Origin of the sequence: Castellaniella daejeonensis (genome assembly GCF_039523555.1) — a bacterium.
Taxonomy (GTDB): Bacteria; Pseudomonadota; Gammaproteobacteria; order Burkholderiales; family Burkholderiaceae_B; genus Castellaniella; species Castellaniella daejeonensis.
In genome coordinates this window covers 157,969-179,343 of sequence record NZ_BAAAFN010000006.1, presented here as the reverse complement: position 1 = coordinate 179,343, position 21,375 = coordinate 157,969, and the positions used below count along the sequence as shown (strand labels likewise).

Genomic DNA, 21,375 nt, shown 5'->3' with positions numbered 1-21,375 from the left:
GCGCCTTGGATCAGCCGGGGAACAGGGTGTATTTGATGATGAACAGGACGGCGACGAGCAGGGTGGCCGGATGGATGTCGCGGAAGCGGCCCGACAGCGCCTTGATCGCCACGTAGCTGATGAAGCCGAAGGCGAGGCCGTTGGCGATCGAATAGGTCAGCGGCATGGCCAGGGCGGCAATGGCGGCGGGCACGGATTCCGTGGTGTCGTCCCATTTGACGTCGACCAGTTCCCGCAGCATCAGGCAGGCCACGTAGAGCAGTGCCGGGGCCGTGGCGTAGGGCGGGACGATGGCGGCCAGCGGGGACAGGAACAGCGCCAGCAGGAACAGCACCGCGATGGTCAGGGCCGTCAGGCCGGTGCGTCCGCCCGCCTGCACGCCAGCGGCGCTTTCGATGTAGGCGGTGGTGCTGCTGGTGCCCAGCATGGAGCCGGCCACGATGGCGGTGCTGTCCGACAGCAGCGCCCGGCCGAGGCGGCCGGGGTTGCCCGGGCGGATCAGGCCGGCGCGGGTGGCCACGCCGATCATGGTGCCGGTGGCGTCGAAGACTTCGACCAGCACGAACACCAGGATCACATGGAAGAAGCCGGTGTTCAGCGCGCCCAGGATGTCGAGCTTGAAGAACGTGGGATCCAGGCTGGGCGGAGCCGAGAAGACACCCTGGAATTCGGTGTAGCCGGTGATGATCGACAGGACGGTGATGGCCAGAATGCCGATCAGGATGGCGCCGCGGACCTTCATGGCGCCCAGGGCCGCGATGATGAAGAAGCCCAGGACCGCGAACAGGGTGGTGGCATGGGTCAGGTCGCCCAGTCCCACCTTGGTGGCCGGGTTGGCGACCACGATGCCTGCCGAGCCCAGGGCGATGATGCCCAGGAAGAGCCCGATGCCGGCCGCGATGGCGGAGCGCAACGAGGATGGAATGCCTGCCACCAGCCATTCCCGGATGCCGGTCACCGTGAGGATCACGAACACCACGCCGGAAATGAAGACCGCGCCGAGCGCCTGCTGCCAGGTGTAGCCCATCTGCGCCACCACCGTGAAGGCGAAGAAGGCGTTCAGCCCCATGCCCGGTGCCATGCCGATGGGCCAGTTGGCCACGAAGGCCATGATGATCGATCCCAGGGCGGCGGCCAGGCAGGTGGCGACGAAGACGGAGCCTTTGTCCATGCCGGTGCCGGACAGGATGTCCGGGTTGACGAAGACGATGTAGGACATCGTCAGGAATGTAGTCAGGCCCGCCAGTAATTCCGTGCGAACCGAGGTGTCGTGTTCCTTGAGCCTGAAGATCTGTTCCAGCATGATGTCTCCTCTGGGGTGGACGTCGATATTCACTGCTTGTTTTCCGCCGGGCGGCCCCTTGGGGCAAACTGCGCCGGTCATGCGATGGCGCAGCGCGGGGGCCGCTTTTATAGCTTCGCCATTCTAAATCTCTTTCAGGCCTGCTTGTGCGCCTGCTGTTTTCCCGGTTGCGCCAGGCAGACGGCAGGTGTACGGGATGTGAAGCCTTGCCGGGGGTTCCTGTAAACTGGCGCCCTATGCTGATCATTGGATTCGAGAGCTCCTGCGACGAGACCGGCGTGGCCGTGGCATGCACCGAACGCGGCCTGCTCGCGCATGCCCTGCACAGCCAGATCGCCATGCACCGCGACTACGGCGGCGTGGTGCCGGAACTGGCCTCGCGCGACCATATCCGCCGCATCGTGCCGCTCACCCGCCAGGTCCTGGACGAGGCGGGCGTGCGGCCTCGCGACCTCGACGCCGTGGCCTACACGGCCGGCCCCGGCCTGGCCGGCGCCTTGCTGGTGGGGGCCGGTTTCGCCCGGGCCTATGCCTGGGCGCAGGATTTGCCCGCCATCCCCATCCATCACCTGGAAGGCCACCTGCTGTCGCCACTGCTGGCCGACGAGGCGCCCGATTTCCCGTTCGTGGCCCTGCTCGTGTCGGGCGGACACACGCAGCTGATGCGGGTCGACGGCGTGGGGCGCTACGAGTTGCTGGGCGAAACCCTGGACGATGCGGCGGGCGAGGCTTTCGACAAGAGCGCCAAGCTGCTGGGCCTGGGCTATCCGGGCGGGCCGGAATTGTCGCGCCTGGCGCAGGACGGCGATCCCGGGGCATACGCGCTGCCGCGTCCCATGATGCACAGCGGCGACCTGGATTTCAGCTTCAGCGGCCTGAAGACGGCCGTGCTGACCCGCATGCGGGCCTTGCAGGACGAGGGTGACGCCACCGGTCACAAGGCCCGTGCCGACCTGGCGGCCTCCACCGAGGCAGCCATCGTCGACGTATTGGCGTCAAAATCCCTGCAGGCCTTGCGCCGCACGGGGTTGAAGACCCTGGTGGTGGCGGGCGGCGTGGGCGCCAACCGGCATCTGCGCGCACGCCTGACCCAGGCACTGGATGACCTGGGCGGCCGTGCGTATTTCCCGCCCCTGCAGCTGTGTACCGACAATGGCGCGATGATCGCCTGGGCGGCCGTGCAGCGGGCGCGGGCCGGCCTGATCGATCTGCAGGCCTTGCGCGGTGATGCGGCCTTTGCCGTGCGTCCCCGCTGGGATCTGAGCGACGTCTGCGTCGCCTGATTCTCCAGGCCGGGCGGGGCGGCCGTGCGGCCCGGCGAACGCCTACTTCTTCTTCGAGCCGATGCGGCTTTCCTTGCCCGCCAGCAGGCGGGCGATGTTTTCCCGGTGGCGCGCCAGCAGCAGGACGCTGATGAACACGATCACCGAGATCGTGAGCGCGTCCGCGCGCCAGGCCACCTTGTCCCCCAGGATGTAGTAGAACGGCGCGAAGATGGCCGCCAGGATGGCTGCCAGGGACGAATATCGCGTCACCAGCGCCACGATCAGCCAGGTGGCCGCGGTCGCCAGCGCAAGCCAGGGCTGCAGGGCCAGCAGCACGCCCAGGGCCGTGGCGACGCCCTTGCCGCCGCGAAAGCCCAGGAACAGCGGGTACAGGTGCCCCAGGAAGGCCGCCAGCCCCGCCAGGGGGATCGCGCTTTCGGGCAGCAGCCCGCGCTGCGCCGCCCAGGCGGCCAGGGTCACGGCCAGCCAGCCTTTGGCGGCGTCGCCGATCAGGGTCAGGACTGCCGCCGACTTGTTGCCGCCGCGCAGCACATTGGTCGCCCCCGGATTGCCCGAACCGAAGCTGCGCGGATCCTTCAGCCCCATGGCGCGGCTGACCACGACGGCGAAGGAGACGGAGCCCATCAGGTAGCCGATGAACAGGGCGGCGGCGATGCCGAAGGCGGAGGCAAAGAGATTCATGGCAAAAGGGCGGCGGGACGGCCCGCTGGGGGTGGATGATGGACGCCATTTTAAGGGAACCCCCGGAGGGGGGAACCAAACCGGGCGCAGCGGCGGATCCGGACCGGCTCCTTCACGGCCGTTGCGCCCGCCGCCGCCGGCCTGCTTGGATTCGCCGGGTGCCGGGCCTTCCCCGGGTACAATTCGCACCATCCGGTTTCAGGCGGGAACGAAGAAAATGCGCATCCTGGTGTCCAACGACGATGGTTACAACGCGGCGGGAATCGAAGCCCTGGTCGCGGCGTTGCGGCCGCTGGGCGAGGTTACGGTGGTGGCGCCCGAAACCAACTGCAGCGGCGCGTCCAATTCGCTGACGCTGCGCAGGCCCCTGACGGTGCGCGAGGCGGCCAATGGTTTCCGGTTCGTCAACGGCACGCCTTCGGATTGCGTCCATGTCGCCTTGACGGGCCTGCTGGGGTTCCGGCCGGACCTGCTGGTCTCCGGCATCAACAACGGCGCCAACATGGGCGACGACACGCTGTATTCGGGCACGGTGGCTGCCGCGATGGAAGGCTATCTGTTCGGTGTGCCGTCCATGGCGCTCTCGTTGCTGGACCGGGAATGGCGCCACCTGGATTGCGCGGCCCGCGTGGCGCACGACCTGGTGTCGCGGTTCCGCGACCGGCCCTGGAGCGAGCCGCTGCTGCTGAACGTCAACATCCCGGCGGTGCCCTACCGCGACCTGGCGGGGTTCCGCACCACGCGGCTGGGGCGGCGTCACCCGGCCGAGCCCGTCATCCGCAGCACCACGCCCTATGGCGACACTGTGTACTGGATCGGTCCGGTGGGACGGGCGCTCGATGGCGGTCCCGAAACGGATTTCGGCGCGGTCGAAGCGCATGCGGTGTCGATGACCCCGTTGCGCGTCGATCTCACGGATCATGCGCGGATCGATACGGTCGCGCGCTGGATGGAAGATCGATGAGCACCCCGGAGGCACGATGAACAAGCCGCGTCATCCGCTGGACAAGCCGTCCCGCAGCCCGCGCAGCGCCATGGCGGGGTCCGCGCTGGGACCCGGCTATTCGGCTGCCAACAGCAATACCCGCATCCATGGTCCGCGCCCCTTCACCCTGCCGCAGTCCTCGGCGGCCCGGGCGCCGGCGGCGCAGACCGTCAACCTGGGGTTGAATTCGGACCGGCTGCGCCTGCAGATGGTGCATCGGCTGCGCGAGCAGGGCATCGTCGACGAGCGGGTGCTGTCGGCCATGCAGGCTGTGCCGCGCCACCTCTTCGTGGACCAGGGGCTGGCCAGCCGGGCCTACGAGGACGCCGCCCTGCCGATCGGCTACGGCCAGACGATATCCCAGCCCTGGGTGGTGGCGCACATGCTGGCTGTCATGTGCGACGGCCGCTCGCCGGGCAAGGTCCTGGAGATCGGCGCCGGCTGCGGCTACCAGGCCGCCGTGCTGGCCCAGTTCGTGCCCGAGGTCTATGCGATCGAACGCGTGCGCGGCCTGTACGAGCAGGCGCGCCTGAACCTGGCGCAGGGCCGTTCCCGGGGTCGGGTGCGGCTCACGTTCGGCGACGGCATGCAGGGTCTCGAACACCGCGCGCCCTTCGACGGCATTGTGGTTGCCGCCGCGGGGGTTAAAATCCCCGAAGCCTTGCTGCATCAACTGGCCGTGGGTGCGCGCCTGATCGCCCCGGTGGGCGCTGCGCACCAGAGGCTGATTCTGATCGAGCGGACCGGTCCGTCTTCCTGGCACCGGATCGAGCTCGAAGATGTCCGATTCGTACCGCTGCGTCCTGGCACGCAGACCTAAGTAGGAGAACCACATGCTCGATGGGACGCTGGTGACAGATGATCCGTTCACCCAATCGCCACGCACCGGGCGACTCTTGTCACATTGCCGTCCCAAGGCAAAAGCGGCACTGCTGCTGACCGTCCTGCTGTCGGCCGCCGTCCTGTCGGGCTGCGCTTCACGCTCCGCGCGCGCACCCGTCGCCGATCACTCCAGCAGCGCCGCATCCGCCGCCGCGACGGCTCCGGCCAAGGGCACGTATGTGGTGCGCGCCGGCGATACGCTCTACAAGATCGCCCAGGATCACGGCATGGAAGTCTCCCGCCTGGCGCAGCTGAACAACATCAGCGACCCCACCCAGCTGGCCATCGGCCAGATCCTGCGCCTGGACGGTGGTACCCCGATGCCGTCCGGCGGCTCGACGGCCTCGACGTCTCCGGTCAAGACCACGCCCCCGGCCAGCAGCGAAGGCGCCGCTTCGGCCGGTTCGGCCCCGGTCGAGACTTCTGCGGCCCGTGCCAGCGATGCGGGCGTGATTTCCTGGGGCTGGCCCAGCAACGGCAAGATCATCCAGGGCTTCAACGCCACCACCAAGGGCATCGACATCGAAGGCGCGGTGGGGGCGCCCGTGGTGGCCGCCGCCGAAGGCAAGGTCATGTACGCCGGCAACGGCGTGCGCGGCCTGGGCAACCTGATCCTTCTGGGCCACAGCAACGGTTTCATCACGGCCTACGCCCACAACCAGTCCCTGCTGGTCAAGACCGGCGAGTCCGTGAAGAAGGGCGCCAAGATCGCCACCCTGGGCCAGAGCGACACCACCTCGCCGCGGCTGCATTTCGAGATCCGCCGCCGTGGCACGCCCGTGAACCCCTTGTCCTACCTGCCGCCGCGATGATCCCGACGCTGGTCTTCGACCTGGAAACAATTCCGGATGCGGACGGCCTGCGGCGCCTGAACCCCGAATGGGCGGATCTCGATGACGCCGCCCTCATCGAGGCCGCACTGGCCCGGCGCCGCGAGACCCACGGCAACGATTTCCTGCCGCTGCACCTGCAGAAGATCGCCGTCATCGGCTGCGTGTTCCGCGACGACCAGGGCTTTCGCGTGCGCACCCTGGGCCAGGCCGACGATCCCGAGGAAGTCCTGATCTCGGGATTCTTCAAGACCATCGGCCACTACACGCCCACGCTGGTCAGCTGGAACGGCTCGGGCTTCGACCTGCCGGTCCTGCACTACCGCAGCCTGATCCACGGCGTGGCCGCGCCGCGCTACTGGGACACCGGGGAAGACGACCGCGACTTCCGCTTCAACAACTATCTGAACCGCTACCACACCCGCCACATCGATCTGATGGACCTGCTGGCAAAATTCAACGGCCGCGCCAATGCGCCGCTGGACCAGCTGGCCAAATTATGCGGTTTTCCGGGCAAGCTCGACATGGACGGCGGCCAGGTATGGCAGGCCTGGCATGCCGGGGACCGCGACCACGTGCGCAACTACTGCGAGACCGACGTGGTCAATACCTGGCTGGTGTACTGCCGCTATCGCCTGATCAAGGGCGAGCTCGATGCCACCGCCTACGCGGCCGAGCTTGCCCTGGTGCGCGACACACTGTCGGCGCTCGATGCGCCGCATTGGAAAGAATTCCTCTCAGCCTGGCCCCATGTCTGAACCCATTCTGCTGTCCCTGGACGTCGAGTCGCTGGATCTTGAGGGCCAGGGTATCGCCCACCACGAGGGCAAGGTCGTTTTCATCGAGGGCGCGCTTCCGGGCGAGCGGGTCCTGGCCCGCGTGACGCGGCGCAAGCCCTCTTTCGACAAGGCCCGGGTCGAACGCGTCCTGCGGCCGTCCTCGCAGCGCGTCGCGCCGCCCTGTCCCCATTTCGGCGTCTGCGGGGGCTGCGCCATGCAGCACCTGGAGCCGGCCGCGCAGATGGCCATCAAGCAGCGCGCCCTCGAAGACGCCCTGGCCCACATCGGCAAGGTCCGTCCGCAGCAGATTCTGCCGGCGCTGCAGGGCCCGGTCTCCGGCTACCGGCACAGGGCCCGCCTGTCGGTCCGCCTGGTGCCGAAGAAGGGCGGCATGCTGGTGGGATTCCGCGAGCGCGCCAGCAGCTATGTCGCCGATATCCGCTCCTGCCTGGTGCTGCCGCCGCACGTTTCCGGCCTGCTGGTGCCCCTGCGCGAACTGGTCGGCGGCCTGTCGCGGCCCGATCGCGTGCCGCAGATCGAGGTGGCCGTGGGAGATGAGTCCACGGTCTTCTGCCTGCGGCACCTGGAGCCCCTGACGCCGGCCGACCTGGACCGCCTGCGCGACTTCGGCATCCTGCACCGCATCGACTGGTGGCTGCAGCCCAAGGGGCCCGACTCGGCCCATCCCCTGGATCCGGACCGGGCCGATGCGCTGGCCTACGCCTTGCCGGCCTATGGCCTGCGCATGCACTACCGGCCTACCGATTTCACCCAGGTCAATCCGCACATCAACCAGGCGCTGGTCGCGCGGGCCCTGAGCCTGCTCGATGTGCAGCCGGGCGACCGCGTGGCCGACCTGTTCTGCGGTCTGGGCAATTTCAGCCTGCCGCTGGCCACGCAGGGCCGCGAGGTCGTGGGCATCGAGGGCAGTGCCGCACTGGTGACGCGCGCCCGCGAGGATGCCGCCCGGCAAGGCCTGGCGGACAAGGCCGCATTCACCGAGCTCAACCTGTTCGAAATCGATGCGGGCTGGCTGCTTGGCCTGGGCCGCTTCGATCGCATGCTGATCGATCCGCCGCGCGAAGGCGCCCTGGCCGTGGCCCAGGCTCTGGCGGCCATCGAGCCCGCGGCGCGGCCGCGCCGCGTCGTCTACGTGTCGTGCAACCCGGCCACCCTGGCACGCGATGCCGGGGTGCTGCACCATGTGGGTGGATGGACATTGAAGGCCGCAGGCGCGGTCAATATGTTCCCGCATACGGCGCACGTCGAATCGATCGCGGTCTTCGAACCCTGAAGGAAGCCATATGAACCCGGAAAATCCCGTTCCGGGCATGGACGACCGGCGCACCATCCCGCGCACGGTCTGGATGCTGGGCCTGGTCAGCCTGTTCATGGATCTTTCGTCGGAACTGATCCACAGCCTGCTGCCGATCTTCCTCGTGTCGGGCCTTGGGGCCAGTGTGCTGGCCGTGGGTATCATCGAGGGCATCGCCGAGGCCACCGCACTGATCATCAAAGTCTTTTCCGGGGCGATCAGCGATTTCCTGGGCCGGCGGAAGGGGCTGCTGCTGGCGGGTTACGGCCTGGCTGCCCTGAGCAAACCCCTGTTTCCCCTGGCGCATTCGGTGGATATGGTGTTCGCCGCCCGCTTCATCGACCGGATCGGCAAGGGCATCCGGGGTGCGCCGCGCGATGCACTGGTGTCCGATGTCACGCCGCCGGAAATCCGCGGTGCGGCCTTCGGCCTGCGCCAGTCCATGGATACCGTGGGCGCGGTCCTGGGGCCTGGGCTGGCGGTCGCGCTGATGCTGGTCTTCACGGACATCAGGCATGTTCTCTGGTTCGCCGTGGTGCCGGGCATCATTGCCATGGGGCTGCTGTTCTGGGGCGTGCGCGAAGCGCGCCCCGGGCCGGGCGAGGCGCGGTCGTTCCGTTCCCCCATCCGCTGGAGCGCCGCACGCGAATTCGGTCCCGCCTACTGGCGCGTGGTGGTGATCGGTGCGGTGTTCACGCTGGCCCGCTTCAGCGAGGCTTTCCTGATCCTGCGCGGAGAAGACATGGGCCTGAGCGCCGCCTGGGCGCCCGCCGTGCTGATCGTGATGTCGCTTTTCTTCACGCTGTCGGCCTATCCGGCCGGCTGGCTGTCGGATCGCATGCCGCGCTCCGCCGTCCTGGCGGTCGGCCTGGTCCTGCTGGTGCTGGCCGACCTGGCCCTCGCGTTCAAGGCCGGTGGTGCCTGGTCGCTGCTGGCCGGTGCGGCGCTGTGGGGGCTGCACATGGGGTTCAGCCAGGGGATTCTGTCCGCCATGGTGGCGGACACGACGCCGGCGGGCATGAAGGGCACGGCCTTTGGCATCTTCAACCTGGCCAGCGGCGCATGCATGCTGCCGGCCAGCGTCCTGGCAGGATGGCTGTGGCAGTCCTGGGGGCCGTCCGCGACTTTCCTGGCCGGCGCCTGCCTGGCCGGCGTGGCGCTGCTGGGGCTGGTCCTGCCGGCCGGGCGCCGGCCGGCCTGACCGGCCCGGGGTTTTTTCAGGCTCAGGCCTGCCCGGCCTGGTCCAGGATCCGCTGCGCCTCGATGCGCACGCGCTCGGGCGCGGTGCCGCCGATGTGGTTGCGGGCGGCGACCGAGCCTTCCAGCGTCAGCACCTGGAATACGTCGTCCTGGATGTCGGCGTGGAAGCCGCGCAGTTCGTCCAGGGACAGGTCGGCCAGGTCGCAGCCGCGCTGTTCGCAGGAACGCACCGCCAGCGCCACGGTCTCGTGCGCGTCGCGGAAAGGCACGCCGCGCTTGACCAGGTAGTCGGCCAGGTCGGTGGCGGTGGCGTAGCCCTGCAGGGCGGCGGCGCGCATGGCGTCGGCCTTGACGCGCACCCCGCCGATCATGTCGACGAAGATCGTCAGCGTATCGCGGATGGTGTCGGCGGTGTCGAACAGGCCTTCCTTGTCTTCCTGGTTGTCCTTGTTGTAGGCCAGGGGCTGGCCTTTCATCAGGGTCAGCAGGGCGACCAGGTGGCCGTGCACCCGGCCGGTCTTGCCACGCGCCAGTTCGGGCACGTCGGGATTCTTCTTCTGCGGCATGATCGAACTGCCGGTGCAGAAGCGGTCGGCCAGGTCGATGAAGCCCACGCGGGGGCTCATCCACAGGACGAGTTCCTCGGACAGGCGGGAGATGTGCGTCATGATGAGCGCGGCGGCCGCGCAGAATTCGATGGCGAAGTCGCGGTCCGAGACGGCATCCAGCGAGTTGCGGCAGACTTCGTCGAAGCCCAGCGTGCGGGCGACGCGTTCGCGGTCGATCGGGTACGACGTGCCCGCCAGGGCGGCCGCGCCCAGCGGCAGGCGGTTGGTGCGGCGGCGGCAGTCGGCCAGGCGTTCGGCATCCCGGCCGAACATTTCCGCGTAGGCCAGCAGGTGGTGGCCGAAAGTGACCGGCTGGGCCACCTGCAGGTGGGTGAAGCCCGGCAGGATGGTGGCGGCGTGTTTCAGGGCCAGCGCGGCCAGCCGGTGGCGCAGCTGTTGCAGCAGATCGATGGCCAGGTCGATCTCGTGGCGCAGCCACAGGCGGATATCGGTGGCGACCTGGTCGTTGCGCGAACGGCCCGTGTGCAGGCGCTTGCCCGCGTCGCCGATCAGTTCGACCAGGCGCTTTTCGATGTTGAGGTGGACATCTTCCAGGTCCAGCGACCAAGTGAAGCTGCCCGCGCGGATTTCTTCAAGGATCTGCTCCATGCCGCGCTGGATGTCGGCCAGGTCGGCGGTGCTGATCACGCCCACGGCGGCCAGCATGTCGGCGTGGGCCAGCGAGCCCTGGATGTCGAAGGCCGCCATGCGCTGGTCGAAGTCGACCGAGGCGGTGTAGCGCTTGACCAGGTCGGAAACGGGCTCGGAGAACCGGGCCGACCAGGCCTGCGATTTGTTGTCGAACTGATTGTGTGCGGACGGGGTATTGGGCATAGTGGGCGCATTATAAGGGAGCGGCCGCCCGCCGGGCGGCAGGCCCGGGCGTAGCGCGCACGGGCCGCGCAGCCGGACGGGCGTCGTCTGCGCTATATTAAAAGCTTTTCAGCGGAACACCGACACCATGGCGCAGTCCGACATGAAGCAGATCACGGCGATCGTCAAACCTTTCAAGCTCGACGAGGTGCGCGAAGCCCTGTCCGATCTGGGCGTCAATGGCCTGACAGTGACCGAAGTCAAGGGCTTCGGCCGCCAGAAAGGCCATACCGAACTGTACCGCGGGGCCGAATACGTGGTGGATTTCCTGCCCAAGATCCGCATCGATGTGGTGGTGGCTGCCGATCAGGTCGAAGGCGTGATCGAGGCCGTCATCCGTGCCGCGCGCACCGGCAAGATCGGCGACGGCAAGATCTTCGTCACACCGGTCGAGCAGGCCGTGCGCATCCGCACCGGTGAAGCCGGCGTCGAGGCGCTGTAAGAAGACTACCGGCCCGCAAGCGTCCAGAAGGACGGCAGGAAATATTCCGCCACCAGCAGGGGTTGCCCCAGGCGCAGGAAGACCGAATGCCGCGCCAGGACCGTCTCGCCGGCGCCGGTGTATTCCCAGGTTCCATCGGCACGGCGCACTTGCAACCGACCGAAGCGGAATCCGCTGCGCAGGATGCGCGGATCCCGGTACAGGATGTCGGCCAGCGGCCGCTGCCCCAGGCCGCGCATGGCCTTCCAGGCGCCCAGGCTGGCGCGAAGAGGCGTGAAGCTGCAGGCTTGCACGGCGGGAACACGATCGATGGTCATCAGGATTTCGCGCCACCAGACCGGCGTGCCGGCCGGCAACCCCGCTTCGGCTGCCCAACCCGGAGTCAGGGCCTCGACGGCCTCGCGGCGCACCGTCAGCCGCACTTCCCCCAATCGTCGCAACCCGGCGGTCAGGGCGCCCGGCCGCTGCAGCCAGACCTGCCGCACCCGGCCCAGTCCGGGAGCGGGCGCGTCGCGCCAGGGGCGGGGAAGGGCAGTGTCCGGGGTCATGAAAAAACCAGCTATCCGATGGGCCGTGCAAGGGGGGCCTCACGATAGCACGAACGAGGCCGGGCACAGGAAGTCCCTGCGGACTGCCCTGTGCCTGCCGATCCTATAAAATGCGCAGCATCATGGAACCGGTCCGAATCTCAAAACTCATGGCCCAGCGCGGCCTGTGCTCGCGGCGCGAAGCCGATGCCTATATCGAACGCGGCTGGGTGCGCGTCGATGGCCGGATCGTGAGCGAGCTGGGTACCAAGGCGTTGCCCAGCGCACGCATCACGCTCGAGCGTCAGGCGGCCCGCCGCCAGACCGACAAGGTCACGATCATCCTGAACAAGCCGGTCGGCTACGTGTCGCATCAGTCCGACAAGGGCTACCGCCCGGCCGCGTCCCTGATCCAGGCGCGCACACAGTATCGGCCGGGCCATGGCGGTCCTGCCTTCGATCCTGCGCATCTGCGTGGATTGGCGCCTGCCGGGCGGCTGGACATCGATTCCCAGGGATTGCTGGTCCTGACCCAGGACGGGCGCATCGCCCGCCAGCTGATCGGCGATGATTCATCGATTGAAAAAGAATACCTGGTGCGCGTCGAAGGCAGGCTGTCGGCCAATGGCCTGGCCCTGCTGAACCACGGCCTGTCCCTGGACGGGCAGGCCCTGCGGCCGGCACGCGTCCAGTGGCAGAACGAGGACCAGCTGCACTTCATCCTGCGCGAAGGCCGCAAGCGTCAGATCCGCCGCATGTGCGAACTGGTCGGCCTGAAGGTCGTGGGCCTGAAGCGAGTGCGCATGGGGCGCATCGTGCTGGGCGACCTGCCCCTGGGGCAGTGGCGCTACTTGCGGGAAGGCGAGCGCTTCTGAGCCCGGGCCGGCGCGCGGTCCTGGGACTGCGGTCGCGGCCGGGCCGCGGCCGGGGAACCGGCAGCGGGCCGTGCGCTGGTTTCCAGTGTGTGCCGGGCGTGTTCGTCCTGGGCCAGAATCTTTTCCAGCCAGGGCAGGGCGGCACGCAGTTCCTCGTGCAGTGTCCAGGGGGGATTGACGATGAACATGCCGCTGCCGTGCAGGCCCAGGCCGTCGGCGGACGGCTTGCGCACTGTCAGCGTGGCGTGCAGCCATTCCACCGGCAGTCGTTCCAGCGCCCGGGCCATTTCGTGCGCCTGGACGCGCTGCACCAGGGGATACCAGATCGCGAAGCAGCCGGATGCGAAGCGCTCCAGGCCGTCGCGCACCGCCTGCAGGGTGTGGCGGTAGTCCCGCTTGTCCTCGTAGGAAGGATCGATCAGGACGATGCCGCGCCGGGTCGGCGGCGGCAGCAGGCGCTTGAGCCCGCCAAAGCCGTCCTCGCGCGCGATGGCGGCCTGGCGGCGCGGCGCACCCAGTTGCCGCAGGGTGCTTTCCAGGACCTCGATCTCTGTGGGGTGGAGCTCGAACAGCCGCAGCTTGTCGTGCGGGCGCAGGGCGTGCAGCGCCAGCGCGGGTGATCCGGGATAGCGGTTGGCGACGCCGTCGGGGTTGAAATCCTGGACTGCGCGCAGGTAGCGCGCCACCAGTTCGGGCGGCTGGGGCGCATCCAGCAGCCGGTCCAGACCGTCGACGACCTCGCCGCTCTGGCCGGCCCATTCGCCGTCCAGGGCGTACAGGCCCGCGCCGGCATGGGTGTCGATCACCCAGTAGGGCGTGTCCTTGCGGTTGAAGTAGTCCAGGATCTGGACCAGGATGGCGTGCTTCAGGACGTCGGCATGGTTGCCGGCATGGAAGGCGTGGCGGTAGCTGAACATGGCGGCGATCCGTTGGGTTATTCCGCCAGGCCGGGAGCGCCTGCCCGCACATGGCCCAGTTCGTCGGTGAAGACTGCGTGGCAGCCCCAGTCGAACAGCGTGCGGGCGCGGGCGGGGTCGTTGACCGTCCAGACGGCCAGGGTGGCGCCCTGGTCCAGGATGTCGCGCACCACGGCCTCGCCGGCATATTGGTCGTCGATGTTCAGGCCGATGCAGCCCAGGCCTTGCTGGCGGACCCGCCAGTCGGCCGGAACCGGGCCTTCGATGAGCAGCGCGCGGGGCAATCCGGGCGCTGCCGTGCGGGCGGCTTCCAGCGCGGCCTCGGAAAACGATGACAGCAGTGGTGGCAGGGTGGCGTCCGCCCACAGGCGTGCGGCTTCGCGGGCCACGGCCGCGCCGGTCTCGGCATCGTGACCCGTGGTCGGCTTGATCTCGATGTTGCAGTGGATGCCGTGGGTGCGGATGCAGCGGGCCACGGCGTACAGGGACGGCGCCGGCTCGCCGGCGAATTCGGGGCTGTGCCAGCCGCCGAAGTCCATGCCGCCAAGGGCGCGCCATGTGAGCTCGCTGGCCAGGCCGCGGCCGTCCGAGGTCCGGTCAACGGTATCGTCGTGCAGCAGGAAGAGCATGCCGTCGCTACTCAGCTTGACGTCGAATTCCACCATCCCGAATCCGGCTGCGGCGCCCGTGCGTATCGCCGCCAGGGTGTTTTCGGGGGCCAGGCGGCCGCCGCCGCGATGGGCGATGAACGCCGGCCAGGGCCAGGCGTGATGGGTGGGTGACATGGAAGTCCGGTGCCGAAAAGGTACAGTCCGCATTTTAGCCAGCCTGGGCCGCCACTGCAGGAATCCGCGCAAAGCGGGGCTGCCGCAAGGCCCGGCCGGGGCGCCGCCTTGGCGATAGTGGGTTCCACGGTGGTAAACTTCGGAACATTTCGTCCGCGCGGCCCTGGGGCCGTCAGTCTCCAGCAGGTGAGCCGTTCATGTTCGATTTCATTCGTACGCATCAGCGTCTGATGCAGTTGATTCTCCTGATCCTCGTGGTGCCTTCCTTCGTGTTCCTCGGGATCAGCGGCTATTCCTTCGTCACGGCGGATCCGGCCCTGGTCGAGATCGGCAGGGCCTCGGTCAGCCGCGACGAATTCGTCCAGGCACAGCGCAACCAGCTGCAGCAGATGCAGGAAAGCAGCCAGGGCCGCTTCGACCCCGCCCTGCTCGACAACCCCCAGGCGCGCCAGGCCCTGCTCGATCAGCTCGTCGACCGCAAGCTGCAGATCGCCGTGGCTACCGAGAATCACTTCAGCGTGTCCGACGGGGCCTTGCGCCGCGCCATCGCCGCCATGCCGCAACTGCAGGTCGATGGGCAATTCTCTCCCGACCGCTACCACGAGGTCCTGACGTCGTATGGCCTGACCCCGCGCGATTTCGAGGCCGGGCAGCGCGCCGAGCTGGCCCTGGACCGCGTGCTGGGCCCGGTGCGCGACACGGCCGGCCTGCCGGCGCCGGTGCTCGACAGCCTCAAGCGCGCCCTGACCGAAGAGCGCACCATCCGCCTGCGGGTCTTCAAGGCCGAGGACCATGCCAAGGGCATCCAGGTGTCCGACCAGGACATCCAGGCCTGGTACGACGGCCACCAGGATGCGCTGCGGCTGCCCGAGCAGGTGTCGGCCGATTACCTGGTGCTGGACGAGGCCGCCGCCCTGGCCAGCGTGCCGGCCATCGAAGAAGCGCAGCTGAAGGATTACTACGAGCAGAACAAGTCGCGCTACGTGGTGCCTGCGCGCGTCAACGTCAGCCACATCCTCATCAAGCTGCCGGCCGGCGCTTCCGACGACGTCGCCAAGACCGCGCTGGCCAAGGCCGAAGGCATCGTGACGCGTGCCCGCGCCGAGCCGTCCTCGTTCGCCGATCTGGCCCGCAAGGAATCCCAGGATGCCGGTACCGCCCGCGACGGTGGCCGCCTGGGCTGGATCCAGCGCGGTACGCTGCCGTTGCCCATGGAGCAGGCCGTGTTCGCGCTCAAGCAGGGCGAGATCTCCGATCCCGTGAAGGGCCCGGACGGCTACCATGTCTTCATGGCGGACCAGGTCCAGCCCGAGCAAGGCGAATCCTTCGAGCAGGCTCGCTCCAAGGTCGAGGACGAAGTGCGCCGCCAGCTGGCCGCCGACCGGTTCGCCGACATGGCAACCAAGCTCACCAGCCTGGTCTACGACAATCCGTCCAGCCTGGACCCGGCCGCCAAGGATCTCGGTCTTCAGGTCCGCCAGGCCGGCGGGATCGCGCGCGATCGCCTGCTGAGCGCCGATGAGGCAGGTCCGGATGCGGCTTCCGCTTCCGGCGACGCCGCCATCCTGGGCGATGTGCGCGTGCGCCAGGCCCTGTTCAGCTCCCAGGTCCTGACCGATAAGCAGAATTCCGGCGTGATCGAGATCTCGCCCGACACGATGGTGGTGGTCCGTACGCGTGAAGTCACGCCCGCCCATGTGCCGCCGCTGGAGCAGGTCCGCGACCATATCCGCGCGCAGCTGACCGACGAGCGCGCGCTTGCCGCTGCCGTGGCCGAAGGCGAGAAGGTCCTTGCGGAACTGCATGCCCAGCCGGCGTCCGAAGGCTTCGGCGATCCCGCCACGATCAGCCGCCTCGATCCTGCCGGCCTCTCCAAGGCCGTGCTGGATGCCGCATTTGCCGTCGCGGCCGACAATGCCTTGCCGGCCTACGGCGGCGTGGCGCTGCCGCGCGCCTACGCGATCGTCCAGGTCGACAAGGTCCAGCCCGGCACCACGGATACGCCCGCGCTCGACGGCCTGGGACAGCAGATGGCCCGCGTCTGGGGCGGCATGGAACAGCAGGCCGTGCTGGCCGAACTGCGCCAGCAGCTCGGCGTCAAGATCACGGACGAAGGCCGCAAGCTGATCGAGCTGGGCGAGGGCAAATCGAACTGACCGTCGCCCGCCGGTTCCGTCCGCATGAAAAAGGCCTCGGGATCCCGAGGCCTTTTGATTGCGTCCTTGCTGCTTTCAGCCTTTGGAACGCACGATCTTCTTGACCTGGGGCACGTGCCGGATGGCGCGGATGACCTGAGCCAGGTGTTTGCGGCTGTCGACCTGGACCACGATATTGAGCAGGGCCGTGGAGGCGGCCTCGTCAGGCATGGTGAGCTGGATGATGTTGGAATCGGCTTCGGTGATCTCGGCCGCCAGGCGGCCCAGCACGCCGCGCTCGTTCAGCACGGTCAGCTCCAGCCGGGTGGTCAGGTGCCGCGCGGTGGTGGTATCCCAGATGACCGGGATCCAGCGCTCGGGTTCGCGCGCCTGCTGGCGCTTGGCCACCGGGCAGTCGCTCATGTGCACCACCAGGCCATGGCCCAGGCGGATGCCGCCGATGATGGCATCGCCCGGCAGGGGGCCGCAGCAGGGCGCCAGCTGGACTGCCTGGCCTTCGTTGCCATGGATCACGATGGGGGCACTGGTCACGGACGTGAACTCGTCCACCGCCATCGCAGTGGTCTCCAGCATGGCGTTTTCCGGGGCGAAGCGGCGCGCCACCACGGCGGCCAGCCGCTTGCCCAGGCCGATGTCGGCCAGGATCTCGGTGCGCGAGGCACCGCCCGAACCCCGGGCCAGGCGTTCCCATTGCGGATCGTCGTCCTTGGGGTAGGGAATGGACAGCTGGTCGAATGCCTGATTCAGCAGCCGGCGGCCGAATGCCACGGATTCCTCGTAGCGCTCGTTGCGCAGGTAGTGGCGGATTTCAGAACGTGCGCGGCCGGTGCGCACATAGTTCAGCCATTGGGCGCTGGGCCGCGAAGCCGCCGAAGTGATGATTTCCACTGCGTCCCCGCTGTGCAGTTCCGTGCGCAGGGGCGAAAACTCACCGTTGATCTTGCAGGCCACGGCATGATTGCCGACGTCCGTGTGGATCGCGTATGCGAAGTCCACCGGCGTGGCACCGCGTGGCAGGGACAGGATCTTGCCCTGCGGAGTGAACACGTAGACTGCATCGGGAAACAGATCGACCTTGACGTGTTCGAGGAATTCGCCCGAATCGCCGGTCTGGCTCTGGATGTCCAGCAGGGACTGCAGCCACTGGTGGGTGCGCTTCTGCAGGTCGTTGAGCGAGGTGCTCTGTTCTTTGTAGAGCCAGTGCGACGCCACGCCTTCTTCGGCCACGTGATCCATGTCGCGGGTGCGGAACTGGAATTCCACCGGCGTGCCGTAGGGGCCGATCAGCGTCGTGTGCAGGGACTGGTAGCCGTTGATCTTGGGGATGGCGATGTAGTCCTTGAACTTGCCGGGCACGGGGCGATAGAGCTGGTGCAGGGTGCCCATGGCCAGGTAGCATTCCGGCAGGGTATGGACGATGACGCGAAAGCCGTAGATGTCGAGCACGTCGGAAAACGACTTTTTCTGCTCGACCATTTTCTTGTAGATGCCGTAGAGCGACTTTTCACGGCCGGAGACTTCGGCGTCCAGCCCGGCCGCGGGCAGGGCGGCGCGCACGGCCTCGGCGATTTTCGAGATGACTTCGCGGCGGTTGCCGCGCGCGGCCATCATGGCCTTGTGCAGAACGGCGTAGCGGTTCGGGTGGATGGCCTTGAAACAGCGGTCCTGCAGTTCGCGGAACAGCGCGTTCAGCCCCAGACGGTGCGCGATCGGCGTGTAGATATCCAGGGTCTCGCGCGCCACGCGGCGGCGTTTTTCGGGGCCCACCGCATCCAGCGTGCGCATGTTGTGCAGCCGGTCGGCGAGCTTGATCAGGATGACGCGCACGTCGCGCGCCATGGCCAGCAGCATCTTGCGGAAGGATTCGGCCTGCTGCTCGGCTTTCGTGGCGTATTCCAGGCGCTCCAGCTTGGTCAGGCCGTCGACGATTTCCGCGACCTCGACACCGAATTTCTCGGCCAGTTCCTGCTTGCTGACGTTCTGATCTTCGATCACGTCGTGCAGCAGCGCGGCCATCAGTGAATCGGCGTCGAGCTTCCAGCCGGCGCAGATCTCGGTGACGGCAATGGGGTGGGAAATGTATGGTTCGCCGCTGGCGCGGAATTGCCCCAGGTGGGCATTGTCGGCGAAACGGTAGGCTTCCCGGATCCGCTCGATGTCGCGCGGGCCGAGGTAGCCCGAGATGATCTGGTTGAGCCCGGCCAGCGAGGCGATTGGGCTGGGCGCGGGATCGGATTGCGGAACCGGGGCCGTGTGCGGCTTGCGCCGCCGGAGGCGGGGGCCTTTGCGCAGGACGGCGAGCAGTCCGGAGGACGCGCCGCGCAAGCCTGAAAACGCCATGGCCCGCCCCGGAATCAGGTGGGAACTTTGCGCAGCATCTCGATGCCGACCATGCCCTGTGCGATTTCACGCAGTGCGGTGACCGTGGGCTTGTTGTGGCTCTGGATGCGGGGCTCGTGGCCCTGGGCGAGTTCGCGGGCGCGATAGGTCGCGACCAGGGTCAGGTCGAAGCGGTTGGGGACCTTTTCGAGGCAGTCTTCTACGGTGATGCGGGCCATATGTGTCCTGGTTCAGGAAGCGTTTGACAGCGGTTTGCGGATGCCCAGTTGGGTGAACAGATCGGCATGCCGGACGGATTGCGCCGTATAACGCAGGCGTGCCGCACAGATCACGTGCCGAAGCTGTTCTAGGGCAAGGCTAAATTCTTGATTAATAATAACATATTCGCAATCGGAGGCATGCGCCATTTCGCTGCCCGCTGCGAGCAGGCGGCGGGCGATGACCTGAGGCGCATCCTGGCCGCGCTTTTTCAGGCGGGTTTCCAGGGCCTCGATGGAAGGCGGAAGAATGAAGATGCCGATTGCCTGGGGGTAGTGGCGGCGTACCTGGAGAGCGCCTTGCCAGTCGATTTCCAGGATGATGTCGGTGCCGGCGGCCAGGGCCTGCTCGACCCGGTCGCGGGGCGTGCCGTAGAAATTGCCATGGACTTCCGCCCATTCGAGCATGTCGCCCCGGTCACGCAGGGCCTGGAAGGTTTCCACGGAGACGAAGCGGTAGTGCTCCTGGTCGCGTTCTCCGGGCCTGGGCGCGCGGGTGGTGCAGGAAATGGACAGGGCCAGGCTTGGGTCCCGGTCCAGCAGGGCGTTGACCAGGCTGGACTTGCCTGCCCCGCTGGGGGCGACCACCATGAAAATGTTGCCGGAGGACTGCGTCATGTCGGGTTCGTGTCAGCGTGCGGCCGATGCCTGATCGGGCTGGCCGAGTTCGGCCAGCGCTTCGGCGTAGGCCTGAGGGCCCGTGCACAGGAAGACGATGGCATCGCCGGGGTTCAGGTTGAAGAGCACGTCCTGGATCTGCGCCGAGGCGTCATCGCCATCGTGGATCGCGGCGACGTGGACGTCACCGTCTCCCTGGAACTGCTCCGCGGGGACCAGTTCCGCCACCTGCTCGACGTCGGCTTCGCGCTGGGCCACATAGACCCGGAAGGACAGGCCTTCCAGGGTGATGTCCAGCACCAGCCCGCGATCGAGATGAGCAATCAGTCGGCTGTCGAGCGGCATGGGCGTGGGGAAAGTGTGACGGATCCTAGATTATAGACGCATTGCCGACGCGCCCCGGGCACTGCCGGAGGGTTTGAGGGCTCTCCAGGCGGAGGGTCCGCTCAGGCTGCTGCGGTCAGGGTTGGGCCGAACGTCGCCACCACCGGTGCGTGGTCCGATGGTTTTTCCCATCCGCGCGGCGTCTTGTCCACCGTGCATTCCCGGCAGTGTGCAGCAAGGCCCGAAGTCGCCAGGATGTGGTCGATGCGCAGGCCGGCATTGCGCCGGAAGCCCATCTGGCGGTAATCCCACCAGCTGAAGGTGCGTGGCGGCTGCTCGAACAGGCGGAAGGTGTCCCGCAGGCCGAGTTCCAGCAGGTCGCGGAAAGCCTGCCGTTCAGGGGCCGAGACCAGGATCCCGCCCGCCCAGGCAGCAGGATCGTGCACATCCTCGTCGGTGGGCGCCACGTTGTAGTCTCCCAGGATCGCCAGGTCCGGGTGGCGGGCGATTTCCCCGTCCAGCCAGTCGCGCAGCGCCTGGAACCAGTCCAGCTTGTAGGCGTACTTGTCGCTGCCCACGGCCTGGCCGTTGGGGCAATAGGCGCTGATCAGCCGCACGGGCCGGCCGTCCGGGCCGGTCAGCGAAGCGGCGATGATGCGCTGCTGGGGATCGTCGTACCCGGGGATGTTGCGCTGCACGTCCCGCAGGGGCGTCCGGCTCAGGATCGCGACGCCGTTGTAGGTCTTCTGGCCCGCCCAGCAGGCGTGGTAGCCGGCGGCCTGCAGCGCTTCGTGCGGAAATTTTTCGTCGGGCAGCTTCAGTTCCTGCAGGCACAGCGCGTCGACCGGGTTGGCCTGCAGCCAGTCCAGGACGTGGCCCAGGCGGACGTTCAGGGAATTGACGTTCCAGGTGGCGAGTTTCATTCGATTCTAAATTCCGTTAATAATCAAATAGTTATCACGTCACCGCACATTGAATTTTCGGTCTAGCTACCCACCTAGCTACCCAATTTGAGCCTGGTGGGCGTCTTTTCTTTGTGTTGCGTGAATACGACTATGGTATCAGCAGGGCATCTTGTTCCGCTCGATCATGGCATGCAGGCTGGTGGCCGTGATGCCGCTGGATCGCTTGCCGATTTTGACCAGTTCCAGTTCGCCGTTATGGACCAGTCGGTAGATCGTGGAGCGTGAAACCCCCAGCTTTGCCTCTGCTACGTTGATGCGGTAGAGCAGTGCCCGAGTCGCTGGGCGGTGGGGTGGATGCGTGGTGAAGGTGCTTGCTACTGTCATGAGTCAATCCTCTTCGGATGGCCGGTGAAAATAGTGATTCCAAAATGGGAGTGTGGGCACTTTGGTAGAGGCCCATACAGGCGCCTGCCAAAGCGGGCTAGTC

At 67.5% G+C, this 21,375-nt stretch carries 22 protein-coding genes; 10 read left to right on the top strand and 12 right to left on the bottom strand.

The features are described from left to right. Window positions 1-10 precede the first annotated feature (10 nt). The gene (locus tag ABD022_RS02770; protein WP_325124202.1) at window positions 11-1,303 is read right to left on the bottom strand and encodes an NCS2 family permease; all 1,293 of its coding nucleotides are present in this window, start codon (window positions 1,301-1,303) and stop codon (window positions 11-13) included. 236 nt (window positions 1,304-1,539) lie between these two features. Between ABD022_RS02770 and tsaD the strand changes: the two genes are divergently transcribed. Continuing rightward, complete coding sequence (tsaD, locus tag ABD022_RS02765; RefSeq protein WP_325124203.1) at window positions 1,540-2,586, top strand: tRNA (adenosine(37)-N6)-threonylcarbamoyltransferase complex transferase subunit TsaD; 1,047 nt, start codon at window positions 1,540-1,542, stop codon at window positions 2,584-2,586. Window positions 2,587-2,628: 42 nt separating this feature from the next. On the opposite strand, the gene plsY is transcribed toward tsaD, so the two are convergent. Then, window positions 2,629-3,270, bottom strand: a complete 642-nt coding sequence (plsY, locus tag ABD022_RS02760) for a glycerol-3-phosphate 1-O-acyltransferase PlsY (protein WP_325124204.1) — start codon at window positions 3,268-3,270, stop codon at window positions 2,629-2,631. 217 nt (window positions 3,271-3,487) lie between these two features. Between plsY and surE the strand changes: the two genes are divergently transcribed. The 6 genes from surE to ABD022_RS02730 all read left to right on the top strand — a co-directional run bounded on the left by surE (window position 3,488) and on the right by ABD022_RS02730 (window position 9,262). Continuing rightward, complete coding sequence (gene surE / locus ABD022_RS02755) at window positions 3,488-4,234, top strand: 5'/3'-nucleotidase SurE (protein ID WP_325124205.1); 747 nt, start codon at window positions 3,488-3,490, stop codon at window positions 4,232-4,234. Between the two features lie 70 nt (window positions 4,235-4,304). Next, on the top strand, window positions 4,305-5,075 hold the full coding sequence (locus tag ABD022_RS02750) for a protein-L-isoaspartate(D-aspartate) O-methyltransferase (RefSeq protein ID WP_343820180.1): 771 nt from the start codon (window positions 4,305-4,307) through the stop codon (window positions 5,073-5,075). Between the two features lie 13 nt (window positions 5,076-5,088). Beyond that, on the top strand, window positions 5,089-5,949 hold the full coding sequence (locus ABD022_RS02745; RefSeq protein ID WP_343819944.1) for a peptidoglycan DD-metalloendopeptidase family protein: 861 nt from the start codon (window positions 5,089-5,091) through the stop codon (window positions 5,947-5,949). Next, on the top strand, window positions 5,946-6,725 hold the full coding sequence (locus tag ABD022_RS02740) for a 3'-5' exonuclease (RefSeq protein WP_325124207.1): 780 nt from the start codon (window positions 5,946-5,948) through the stop codon (window positions 6,723-6,725). The genes ABD022_RS02745 and ABD022_RS02740 overlap by 4 nt, the downstream gene beginning before the upstream one ends. After that, window positions 6,718-8,040: a 23S rRNA (uracil(1939)-C(5))-methyltransferase RlmD gene (gene rlmD / locus ABD022_RS02735; protein ID WP_425545193.1), complete on the top strand. Its 1,323-nt coding sequence runs from the start codon at window positions 6,718-6,720 to the stop codon at window positions 8,038-8,040. The genes ABD022_RS02740 and rlmD overlap by 8 nt, the downstream gene beginning before the upstream one ends. A gap of 10 nt (window positions 8,041-8,050) precedes the next feature. Next, the gene (locus tag ABD022_RS02730; RefSeq protein WP_325124208.1) at window positions 8,051-9,262 is read left to right on the top strand and encodes an MFS transporter; all 1,212 of its coding nucleotides are present in this window, start codon (window positions 8,051-8,053) and stop codon (window positions 9,260-9,262) included. 22 nt (window positions 9,263-9,284) lie between these two features. Here ABD022_RS02730 and argH read toward each other — a convergent pair whose 3' ends face one another. Beyond that, a complete protein-coding gene (argH, locus tag ABD022_RS02725; RefSeq protein WP_325124209.1) occupies window positions 9,285-10,703 on the bottom strand; it encodes an argininosuccinate lyase in 1,419 nt (472 codons plus the stop codon). 142 nt (window positions 10,704-10,845) lie between these two features. Here argH and ABD022_RS02720 point away from each other — a divergent pair, with 142 nt between their 5' ends. Then, entirely contained in the window at window positions 10,846-11,184 is a 339-nt protein-coding gene (locus ABD022_RS02720) for a P-II family nitrogen regulator (RefSeq protein WP_325124232.1), read from the top strand. A 5-nt stretch (window positions 11,185-11,189) separates the two neighbouring features. Here the strand turns inward: ABD022_RS02720 and ABD022_RS02715 are convergent, their stop codons facing one another. Further along, window positions 11,190-11,732, bottom strand: coding sequence for a chorismate--pyruvate lyase family protein (locus ABD022_RS02715; protein WP_325124210.1), 543 nt, complete (start codon window positions 11,730-11,732; stop codon window positions 11,190-11,192). 122 nt (window positions 11,733-11,854) lie between these two features. On the opposite strand from ABD022_RS02715, the gene ABD022_RS02710 reads away from it, so the two are divergent. Continuing rightward, the gene (locus ABD022_RS02710) at window positions 11,855-12,586 is read left to right on the top strand and encodes a pseudouridine synthase (protein WP_325124211.1); all 732 of its coding nucleotides are present in this window, start codon (window positions 11,855-11,857) and stop codon (window positions 12,584-12,586) included. Here ABD022_RS02710 and ABD022_RS02705 read toward each other — a convergent pair. Then, the gene (locus ABD022_RS02705) at window positions 12,559-13,503 is read right to left on the bottom strand and encodes a 23S rRNA (adenine(2030)-N(6))-methyltransferase RlmJ (protein ID WP_343819941.1); all 945 of its coding nucleotides are present in this window, start codon (window positions 13,501-13,503) and stop codon (window positions 12,559-12,561) included. The two genes, ABD022_RS02710 and ABD022_RS02705, sit on opposite strands and share 28 nt — an antisense overlap. A gap of 17 nt (window positions 13,504-13,520) precedes the next feature. Next, complete coding sequence (gene ugpQ, locus ABD022_RS02700; RefSeq protein WP_325124213.1) at window positions 13,521-14,288, bottom strand: glycerophosphodiester phosphodiesterase; 768 nt, start codon at window positions 14,286-14,288, stop codon at window positions 13,521-13,523. Window positions 14,289-14,485: 197 nt separating this feature from the next. Here ugpQ and ABD022_RS02695 point away from each other — a divergent pair, with 197 nt between their 5' ends. Then, complete coding sequence (locus tag ABD022_RS02695; protein ID WP_325124214.1) at window positions 14,486-16,444, top strand: SurA N-terminal domain-containing protein; 1,959 nt, start codon at window positions 14,486-14,488, stop codon at window positions 16,442-16,444. Window positions 16,445-16,519: 75 nt separating this feature from the next. Here ABD022_RS02695 and ABD022_RS02690 read toward each other — a convergent pair whose 3' ends face one another. The 6 genes from ABD022_RS02690 to ABD022_RS02665 all read right to left on the bottom strand — a co-directional run bounded on the left by ABD022_RS02690 (window position 16,520) and on the right by ABD022_RS02665 (window position 21,272). Beyond that, complete coding sequence (locus ABD022_RS02690) at window positions 16,520-18,784, bottom strand: RelA/SpoT family protein (RefSeq protein WP_325124215.1); 2,265 nt, start codon at window positions 18,782-18,784, stop codon at window positions 16,520-16,522. A 14-nt stretch (window positions 18,785-18,798) separates the two neighbouring features. After that, complete coding sequence (gene rpoZ / locus ABD022_RS02685; RefSeq protein WP_325124216.1) at window positions 18,799-19,002, bottom strand: DNA-directed RNA polymerase subunit omega; 204 nt, start codon at window positions 19,000-19,002, stop codon at window positions 18,799-18,801. 12 nt (window positions 19,003-19,014) lie between these two features. After that, a complete protein-coding gene (gmk, locus tag ABD022_RS02680; RefSeq protein WP_343819939.1) occupies window positions 19,015-19,659 on the bottom strand; it encodes a guanylate kinase in 645 nt (214 codons plus the stop codon). Between the two features lie 12 nt (window positions 19,660-19,671). Continuing rightward, window positions 19,672-20,004 (bottom strand): hypothetical protein, encoded by a 333-nt coding sequence (locus tag ABD022_RS02675; RefSeq protein ID WP_325124218.1) that lies wholly within the window; start codon window positions 20,002-20,004, stop codon window positions 19,672-19,674. 101 nt (window positions 20,005-20,105) lie between these two features. Then, window positions 20,106-20,906 (bottom strand): exodeoxyribonuclease III, encoded by an 801-nt coding sequence (gene xth / locus ABD022_RS02670; protein ID WP_343819935.1) that lies wholly within the window; start codon window positions 20,904-20,906, stop codon window positions 20,106-20,108. A gap of 138 nt (window positions 20,907-21,044) precedes the next feature. Then, entirely contained in the window at window positions 21,045-21,272 is a 228-nt protein-coding gene (locus ABD022_RS02665) for a helix-turn-helix transcriptional regulator (RefSeq protein ID WP_343819933.1), read from the bottom strand. Between the last annotated feature and the right edge of the window lie 103 nt (window positions 21,273-21,375).